General features: G+C 61.3%; 6 protein-coding genes. 2 read left to right on the forward strand and 4 right to left on the reverse strand.

All coding sequences use genetic code 11. From position 1 onward, the window contains the following. Positions 1–448: 448 nt before the first annotated feature. Positions 449–868, reverse strand: a complete 420-nt coding sequence (locus R6U20_RS10545; protein ID WP_410337818.1) for a hypothetical protein — start codon at positions 866–868, stop codon at positions 449–451. A gap of 279 nt (positions 869–1,147) precedes the next feature. On the opposite strand from R6U20_RS10545, the gene R6U20_RS10550 reads away from it, so the two are divergent. Next, complete coding sequence (locus tag R6U20_RS10550; RefSeq protein WP_410337823.1) at positions 1,148–2,074, forward strand: ribonuclease Z; 927 nt, start codon at positions 1,148–1,150, stop codon at positions 2,072–2,074. 145 nt (positions 2,075–2,219) lie between these two features. After that, complete coding sequence (locus R6U20_RS10555) at positions 2,220–4,235, forward strand: ABC transporter ATP-binding protein (RefSeq protein WP_410337819.1); 2,016 nt, start codon at positions 2,220–2,222, stop codon at positions 4,233–4,235. Between the two features lie 159 nt (positions 4,236–4,394). On the opposite strand, the gene R6U20_RS10560 is transcribed toward R6U20_RS10555, so the two are convergent. The 3 genes from R6U20_RS10560 to lexA form a co-directional block, all read right to left on the reverse strand. After that, entirely contained in the window at positions 4,395–5,489 is a 1,095-nt protein-coding gene (locus tag R6U20_RS10560; RefSeq protein ID WP_410337820.1) for a hypothetical protein, read from the reverse strand. Between the two features lie 291 nt (positions 5,490–5,780). Beyond that, the gene (locus R6U20_RS10565; RefSeq protein ID WP_410337821.1) at positions 5,781–6,920 is read right to left on the reverse strand and encodes a hypothetical protein; all 1,140 of its coding nucleotides are present in this window, start codon (positions 6,918–6,920) and stop codon (positions 5,781–5,783) included. 46 nt (positions 6,921–6,966) lie between these two features. Continuing rightward, entirely contained in the window at positions 6,967–7,599 is a 633-nt protein-coding gene (gene lexA, locus R6U20_RS10570) for a transcriptional repressor LexA (protein ID WP_410337822.1), read from the reverse strand. Positions 7,600–7,962 lie beyond the last annotated feature (363 nt).

A 7,962-nucleotide genomic window follows, 5' to 3' on the forward strand; every position in this document is an offset into this window, starting at 1 on the left:
CTGATCCGGGATCTTTTGTGATCTTCCATGGCAATCACTCGCCCGCGCAACCCAACCATTGACGTGTGACACAGCACTATTGCCGTGTCACAGATGATTCATGGGGTAACGCATGGACTCCCATTTTATAGTCATCCAGATCCTGAATCGAGTTCAGGACAGGCAAGGCGCCCCTGGCGCCGCTGATCCGGAGCCCAGCGAAGCGAGGGCCGAAGGTCATGCCTGTGGTGCGCACGAAGTAATCCATTCGCCGGTTGAGGGCGAACTCACTCCGCTAATACATCCCTCCATTGGGGCATGGATCCCAGATCGTCGCTCCGCTCCGTCTGGGATGACGGTGTGGGGGCATAAACAAGCATTTCTGCATGTTCAACAGCGATCATATGTATAGCACAACGCATTCTGAGAGAGGTGCGCCTCTACCCCAAGATTGACCTGTGACACAGCACTACCGCGCAGAACGAGGCCAGAGCGACCGCGTGGCCGACGCCTTACGACGCTCGGGCGAACGCGCATCGCGCATGTGGTACGTCAGATCATCAGGCAACGGGCGGTGCAGCACCCGATCATGACAAAAGCGGATCGCCTCTTCGGCCTCGGTGCAGGTGTCCTTCGTGGTAACAAACGACAGAAACGCCGCTGCATGGTTTGCATCCAACCGATAGAGCGGCTTCGAGTCATAGAACCGCAGGTATCGGTCGATCCAGTACATCGTACGCGGCTCGCGGTGCAGTGGATATCGGCTCACGCGGTACAGCGCACGTGCCTGACGCATCAACGCGGGATGATGGCGGATGATGGAGGTTACCGTACGAAGCACTTGCGCAGCCCGCGAGGTGCCTTGCGGTAGGGAATCTTCAATCGTCATAGATTCGTTGGGATAAGCGCTATGCTCAAGCCTGGCCCCTTCAACTGGCCGCATTGCGCCGATGCACAGATAAACAGATAACACGCAGGGAGTACACATCGATGCAAGTTTCCCTTGCATGTTAATTGGAGGATGCGTGAGGGATACGCAGCTTGCAACATAGTAGGCAGGCCTCATTGTCATCCTGCTTTTTGTGTAGCACCTACTATGCGCCAAGAACCAATCCTCACCTTCACCATTGGCGCACCCTCGAATCTCTCACTCAACTGGCACTTCGCCATGCCCACGTTTACCCCGCTCGGCACCGCCTCGGCTGTGCCGGCCCACGGACGCCATCTCTCAGCGGCCCTGCTTACGCATCATGGACGCCATATCCTGTTCGACTGCGGCGAGGGCACACAGTATCGCCTGCACGCCGTGGAGGCTTCAGCAGCACGCATCAATGTGATTGCGATTACGCATCTGCATGGCGACCATTGCTACGGACTGCCGGGCCTGCTCTCGTCCATGGCGTTGCAACAGCGCACCAACCCGCTCACGTGCATCGGTCCGCCGGGGCTAAAGGCCTGGCTCGCGGCCACACCCGGCGCAAGTCCTGCCGAATTGCCGTTCGCGTGCACCATCTGCGAGATGATACCGCCGCCCGCCTGCACCACTGTGTGGCGCGGACGCCATGCCTGGCTCGAAGCTCGCGCCCTGGACCATCGCGTGCCGGTGATGGGCTATCGGTGGACCACCTACACCCGCACGGGTCCGCTGGACGTGGAGCGCGCCCGGGCCCTGGGGGTGTCGCATCCGCCGGACTTTGGGCGCCTGAAGGAAGGCACGCCTGTCACCACCGACGACGGCACCCGCGTGCGACCTGATGATGTGGTGGGACCGCCGCAACCCGGCGTGTCGTGCGCGTACATCACGGATACGCGTCCCGGCCCCGGTAGCCGCGCCCTGGCGCAGCGGGCGCACCTGGCGTATCATGATGCGACGTTTGGGTCCGAGCATGCGGCCCGTGCCACCGAGACCGGGCACAGCACCGCTGCGGAAGCAGCGCAGATCGCCCGCACATCCGGCACCCACCGCCTGCTCTTGGGACATCTGAGTGCGCGATATGAGGACTGGACACCGCTCGAAGCCGAGGCCCGGCGCATCCACCCGAATACCGAAGGAGCCCGCGAAGGCCATGCGTATCCGATTGGACCTGCCAACTGAAACGCGGCTCCAGCATCCGTAACGGCGCTGTGATTGCCGTGTGGAGGCGCAACCCTATGTTGGAGACATGAGTTAAGGCTACGTTGCACACATAAATGCTATTTGTGTGTTGCGCTTCATAGATCTGGAATTATTCTGCTGGCTTGTGGCTGCTGCTTCTACCAACACCACCAATGGCGCGTCTCAACGCGACGGCGACGACGCTGCTCAGGGCGACGAATCGAGCAAGGAAGCCAACCTGTCGGATGCCCGCGAGGCGTACAAGGGCGACGATGAGGACGACACCCCAAGCGGGTTCGAGCAGATGGAGAGCCGCCTGGTGGGGCGCATTGGGAAATACCTGAAGCCGTATGCGGGCTGGGTGGCGCTGGCGCTGGGCATTACGTTCATCGCATCGATGCTGGGTCCGCTACGTCCGCTGCTCATTCAGCTGGCCATTGACCAGTATATTGTGGGGGGAAGCGCTGCGCCCGACGGCCTGCAAGGCTGGATCGTGGCACAAGCCGAGGCGCTGGGCACGTGGGGCGTAACCGGCTTGCAGGCGATTGTGCTCTTTCTGGTCGTGGCGCTGATGACCGAGGGCTTGTTTGCGTTCATCAAGAACTACATGACGCAGTGGATTGGCCAGCGTGCCATCTATGACTTGCGCACCACGGTCTTCGACTTTGTGCTGCGCCAGCCGCTCAAGTTTTTCGACCGCACGCCGGTGGGCCGCCTCATCACCCGCACCACCAGCGATGTGGAGGCGCTGAGCGACGTGCTCTCTTCGGGCGTGGTCGTGATTCTGGGCGACCTCTTCCGCCTCGTGTTCATCACGTACTTCATGTTCACGATCAACCCCACGCTGGCCATCGTGACGCTGACGGTGATGCCGCTCATGGTGTGGGTCACGTTCTGGTTTCGGAACCATGTGCGCACGCACTACCGCGAAACCCGCAAGCAGATCTCGCGCCTCAACTCTTTCATTCAGGAGCATGTTACGGGCATCACCATCGTGCAGCTCTTTGGTCGCGAGGACGAGGAGATGCGCCGCTTCAAGCAGATCAACAATGACCACCGCGACGCGCAGATCCAAACCATCTTCTACTTTGCAATCTTCTGGCCTGCGGTGCAGATCATTGCCGATGTGGCCGTGGGCGCGGTGCTCTGGTTTGGCGGCCTGCAAGCCATGACGAGTTCGGCCCTCACGCTGGGCGTGCTCATTGCGTTCATCCAGTACGCGCGCCAGTTCTTCGAGCCGATTCGCGAGCTCTCGAATCAGTACAACACGCTGCAGCGCGCTATGGCTGGAGCCGAGCGCATCTTTGGACTGCTCGACGACGATTATTCGCTTGCGGAGCCGGATACGCCGGTGAAGCTGGATGCGCTGAAGGGGCGCATTCGCTTTGAAAATGTGTGGTTCACCTACGAAAATCTCGACCGCGTTGACGATCCGGCCGCCCACAACAACGTTGAGTGGATTCTGAAAGACATCTCGTTCACCATCGATCCCGGCGAAACCGCGGCCCTCGTTGGCGCCACCGGCGCTGGCAAGTCCACCGTAATGAACGTGCTCCTGCGCTTCTACGACATTCAGCACGGACGCATTCTGGTGGATGGCGTGGACATCCGCGATCTGCGCCTGCAAGACCTGCGCCGCCACATCGGGCTGGTGCTGCAAGATGTGTTCTTGTTCTCGGGCACGGTGGAGCGGAACCTGACGCTGGGCAACGACGAGATCTCGGAGGAGGCCATCCGCGAGGCCGTGCGCATGGTGCAGGCGGATCGATTCATCGACCAGCTGCCCGAGGGCTTCCAGCAAGACGTGAAAGAGCGCGGCGCTTCGCTCTCGCATGGGCAGCGTCAGCTCTTGGCGTTCGTGCGCGCGCTGCTCTACCGCCCCGACGTGCTCGTACTCGACGAGGCCACTTCCAGCGTAGACACCGAGACCGAGGCGCTCATCCAACGCGCGCTGGAGGCCCTCACCGAAGACCGCACCACACTGGCCGTGGCCCACCGCCTCTCCACCATCCGCGACGCCGACCAGATTCTGGTGATGCACAAGGGCGAGATCCGCGAGCGCGGTACGCACGATGAACTACTCCAGCTCGACGGCCTCTACCGCCGTCTCTACGATATGCAATACCGCGAGCAAGAGCCCGCCGTGGCTGAGGCGCGATAGGGAGCGGCTCCCAGGTGCGAACGTCTCCGTCGGTGCTGGCGAGGGCGAACGGGGGACCGTTCGCCCCAGGACCCATTTTCGTGCACAGACCTCGTGTAGGGACACGGCGCGCCGTGTCCCTACCCACGCATCTCGGCTCGTTCGTCGACCACGACCGTCTCAGTACGTGTCCGGGACGTAGTACTCGGTGAGCACGTAGTCGATATCTCCGGCCTCGTTCGTCTGTGTGCGCAGCGTGAGAAAGCCGCGATCGGTGTGTCCAAGAATGGGATCATCCGTTTCGAACGCCTCTTCAGAAAGCGAGAGCGACTGGCAGGCGTCCTGCTCTCCATCAGCATTAAGGAGATGAACGTGTAGCCGACGCGTGTTCGTGGCAAGACCTCCAACATCAAACGTGCCTCCACCGTCCGCTTGGTTATCAACCGCCTCTGAAAAAGAGCGCTCGTACTCCAGCACGCCATGCTGCAGCACAGCCAGAATTAGGCCTCCACCTACGGCGTGTATCGAAGAGAAGCGGCTGCTCTTAAATGCCTGCTCAGACGCCCCCAAAATGTCGCTGTTGATGTCTTCCAGAGTTTGGTAATCTTGGACGGCATCGGTGTTAAATGCATTGTCGTTGATGTCTACGGTGGACGTTGCGCCCGTATCTGTGTTGTGCACATGCATGATGGGCTCAGCAGGCGAAGCGTACAGAAGCCGCTGCTGCGCCGTGTCGTATGCGATGGGACTGGACCCGTCGAGGAGACTCAGCGGAAAGTGTGCTTCGGGAGCCTGCCCGAGTTGTATGCTTGCGTTACCCCGGTCTTGTCGAGCATACGCGGCAATGTAATCCTCTCTGAGACCGCCTCCATGATAAGCAAACAGGGTGTCTCCCTGCAGGGTAAAGTTCGAAAAGTTGCGGCTTATACCGGTCCACTCCTGCAGCGCCTGCCCATCTTGATCAAAGGTTATGAGCTTGCGGTTGCCCCGATCCCAAACGGCCAATCTATCGCCGTCGAAACGAAGGACGAGCGGCCCCTGATACTCGAACGGCCCTTGCCCCACCCGTCCAATGTCCTGGCGAAACTGCCCCTCCGCATCCAACAAGACGACGTTGGGATCCGCTGTCGCCACAGCCATCCCCTGCGCCGGGTGCAGCGCCGCGCTCTCTATGTTGCCCAGGAGCTGGGTGTCTTGATCCAGTACCCACTGCCGGGTTTCAAGAAATGCATCTTGGCATTGGCTCTGTGCCGGACTCGCGAAAGCACACAGCATGACTGTCAATAGAAATAGATGTCTCATTTTGATCTCATGTAGTTTCGATTTGAAAATGCAATAGTAGTGTCGTGTCACAGGTTAATGTTTGGGTTGAACCAAGATAGATACGCGTGCCGTGCCGTCCCGAAAAGTTCTTGCCAACGGCCAAGGAGATGGTTCGACTGCGCTCACCATGACAGGCTTCGTGGGGGCTGATGCCAGGGCAACCATCAAAATGAGGGTTGACAGGGCAGTAGTATAAGTAACTCGTCTCTCACTTGCATATTTATTAAGATGTCCAACTCTCTCCTACCCACGCATCTCTGCTCGCTCATCGCTAACCACCTCGCTATGCTCTGCAAGTCCGTCAGGCACGGCTCCTTCTGCGATAGATGTGGGAGCGAGCCGCGGCGCGGCATCCCGGCGCGGACGCAGGGTCTGCCGGAAGAATACGTCGGGGTAGACCTCGGGGATGGCCAGCACACCCAGCGCCACGCGCAGCGTCTCCACCTTCAATCCAGGCTGCATGAGGGTGCGCAACAACTCGTGGGCGACCGGCGACAGGGCGCTGCGGGTGCGCATTGGTGCATGCAGCAGACGGCTGTCGCGCAGCACCGCGCCCGAGCAGGCGTCGACGACCTGCACGGTGATACGCTGGCACGTCTTGGCGCCGAGTGCGCTCACCGCCTGGCTGAGCAACCGCGCCAGGGCGGGCTGCACCTGCTCCCAGTAGACGGCGGGCGTATCCCAGTGCAGCGCCCGCCGTACCGTGTCGGGCGCGGTGTAGAGCGGCACCGGCGCCCGGTCCACACGCGACGGATGCAGCAGCCGGTGCAGCCGCTTTCCCTGCGTTCCAAACTCCGCCTGCAACCGCCGCCGCGACACGTCTTGCAGCGGCTCCAGCCGGTCGTATCCGGCGTCTTTCAGGTGCTCAATCATCGACAGCGGGTAGTCCAGGCGCAGCAGATGTTCGATGCGCAGTTCGCACACCAGCGCGGTGATGTCGCGGTGCGTAAGGCGTTGCATCGTGCCGGGCCGTGCACACAGCGCACCGAGACGCGCTGCCGGACGGTCGGGGGCCCACGCAGCTTGAACGCCTGTTGCCTCCAAGAAGTCGCTCAACGCCTCCGCATCCACCAGGTCGAAGTAGAGCAGCCCCGTATCCACCGACTCAATGCGCGGCGTGTAGGCATTCAGGCGCTGCATCACATCGACCCAGACAGCCGCTTCGGCGCGCCGGTCGCGTTCACGTATGCAGACGGCGGTATCTTCGGCTTCTGCCCGCGTCGTGCCCGATGCAACGCCTGCCTGCTGCGCGGCCTGGGTGGACGCCAGCACGCGGTCTTTGCTGACTACCGCCAGGCCCGCCTCGGGCGCTGTGTTGTGCTGCTTATCCAGATACTGAAGCGCCCACGCCGGGTAGTCGGGGATGTACAGGCAACCAATCATGCGAATAGGCCAGTTATGAGGAGAAGGTGAGTTCGCGCAACGTGCCCTACACGCGGCGCATGTCGAGCACAGCCACCACCACGCCCTGAATGCGCACGCGCTCGGCGGGGTACTGCATGGGTGGGTAGGCGCTGTTCTGCGGAACGAGGTGTACGGTGTTGCCCTCGAACCGGACGGTCTTGAGCGTGCCGCCATCGCCATCCACCCACACGGCGCAGATGTCGCCACTGGTAGCTTCTTGCGTAGAGCGCACCACCACGAGCGCACCCTCGGCCAGCCCAGCGTCGATCATCGAATCGCCGTCTACGCGGAGGAAATAGTCGCCCGGTTTTAGGGAAACGGGCACCAGGTCTTCCAGCCCCGCGACGGTGTCGAGGTGCTCGCCTGCCACATCCGACAGCGGCCCGGCGGGAATGCGCCCGAGCACCATCCAGGCATCGTCGACCAGGTGGCGCGCCTTGTCGGTTAGCGAGAGGCGCAGCGGACCGCGCGTCCCGGAGCGCTCGCGCACCAGATAGCCTTTCTTTTCGATCCACCGTAATTGCTCGTAGGCGGTTGCGTGCGAACTCCACCCAAAGTGGTCAGCGATTTCGGTGCCCGTGGGCGGACGGTCGTACGTTTCCATATGATCGGCAATAAACGTCACGATCTGCTCCTGACGCTTTGTGAGCGCGCTCATACGCTGGGGGTGGAAGTCGGGGGAACGACGAAACCATGCGGGGCAGCATGCGCCTGGTGGTGTACGCTGCGGGCCACCGTCATTGGTTACGGTGGTATGATATAAAGCAGCAGCGACGTATGCAAGTCCCCATCTGCCGAAGTTGCCTATGCCCAGGCATCCCCCAACAAAAAAAGCCCGCCCCGTGGGGCCGGCTTCGTTCCACTTCGGCGTACCAATGTGACTGGAGCGGGCTACGCAGGCAGTGCCTCGCGCATCGGGCGGGAGAAGGAGAATGGAAGATCACCATCCGGGTCTTCAGGGACATGGGTATCGCCTTTGCTGCCGCCTTGACAGGCCTGTACATTCTTCTGGTCATCCAGT

The organism is Longimonas sp., assembly GCF_046498435.1.
GTDB lineage: Bacteria > Bacteroidota > Rhodothermia > Rhodothermales > Salinibacteraceae > Longimonas.